The 1,373-nt window shown below is 67.4% G+C and carries 1 protein-coding gene; it reads right to left on the bottom strand.

Annotated elements, in window-relative coordinates:
* Positions 1–44: 44 nt before the first annotated feature.
* Entirely contained in the window at positions 45–1,223 is a 1,179-nt protein-coding gene (locus ACFVJ3_RS49465; protein WP_378459042.1) for an ISAs1 family transposase, read from the bottom strand.
* Positions 1,224–1,373 lie beyond the last annotated feature (150 nt).

The raw sequence follows: 1,373 nt of genomic DNA, 5'->3' as shown, positions 1-1,373 counted from the left end.
CAGGGTGCCGTAGTTGTTGATTTCTGGAGCTGTGAGCTGCGTTTTCAGGTTCCCAGGATCAGGTCGACCGCGTGAACAGGGTTGGCGGCGAGTCGCCGGCAGGCGCGGGCGATGTTGGACTGTCCGGCCCGGCGGTGGAGGCTGATCACGGTGTTCCGCAACGTCGCCATCACCTGCGGGCCGCTGCCGGTGCGGATCGTGGAACGGTCCTCGTCGAACGTCACGTCCCGCACCCAGTGGATCTTGTTCTCGATGGTCCAATGACCGCGGATCCACGCCGACAACAGCTTCGGTGGTGCCTGCTCGCACGGCAGTGAACAGATCGCGTAGACAACCTCGACGCCCCATCGTTCGGTGCCGATCCGGCGCCGGCGCCGGATGATCTGCACGACCTGCTGTGCGTACGGAAACCGCAGGCCCCGGGGCACAGTGATGATCTTGTAGCTGCGCTGCTCCTCGCGGCCGTGGTGACGCTCGAGGCCGTCCTGCCACACCACCGGAACCTGCTCCCAGGGTTGCGCCTTCACCCGCGCGAACAATCCGGGCTGGTTCGCCTTGACGATCATCACGTAGTCTGCCCGGCACTGTTCCCGCAGGCACCGGGCGGTGGTCTTCTGGGTGTGCATCGCATCGATCGTGATCACCGCCCCGACCAGATCGATGCCCCGCAGCAGTCGGCGCACGGCGGGGATCTCGTTGGATTTCTCTGCCGTCCGGCACTGCCCGAGGACGGTGGCGCCGTCGTGGGTGACCGCGCAGACCAGATGCGGTGCCGGCTCCTGTCCGGCCCGTGCTCCGCGCACTGTCTTGCCGTCCACTGCCACCACCGGACGCCCACCGCCGTCACCGTTGCTGTCGGACAGGTAACGGCCGAGCACCTGGTCCAGATCGTCGCCGTCGATGCGTTCGAGGACCAACCGCAGCGTCGCCTCGCTCGGCACCCGGAACCGAATACCCAACCGCACCAGCACCTCCGGGCCGACACCGGCCGCCCAGTCGGCGATCGCATAGAACGAGCGGGCTCCGCCGGCCACCGCACACAGCGCGACCGCTACCAACGACGAGAGTCGATAGCGCCGACCGCGGAGGCCACGAGGATCGGGCAGCCGCTCGTCGAGCACCGTCAGCAGTTCCGGCACCCGCTCCGGGGCGGCGACGGCGTCGGTCCACCGGGTCAGCTGGTCAAGACACGGGTCGATCGGGGACACTGTCCCGGCGGGCATAGGTGACTCCTCGCGGATGAGCATCGGATGCGTAAGACACACCCATGATCAATCCCTGTCCCTATGCCCGCTCCGCCGCCCCCCGAGACACCTCCGAAGATCGGAAACCCCAGGCAGAACGCCCGCTACTCAACAACTACGGCACCCTGG

Source organism: Rhodococcus sp. NPDC127593 (assembly GCF_042671975.1).
Classification (GTDB): Bacteria; Actinomycetota; Actinomycetes; order Mycobacteriales; family Mycobacteriaceae; genus Rhodococcus_F.
The sequence above is the reverse complement of the archived record's forward strand: the minus strand, read 5'-3'. Positions and strand labels throughout refer to the sequence as shown.

Excerpts from the sequence above, each read along its gene's own strand:
- ACFVJ3_RS49465 (WP_378459042.1), bottom strand. The coding sequence starts at position 1,223 with ATGCCCGCCGGGACAGTGTCCCCGATCGACCCGTGTCTTGACCAGCTG.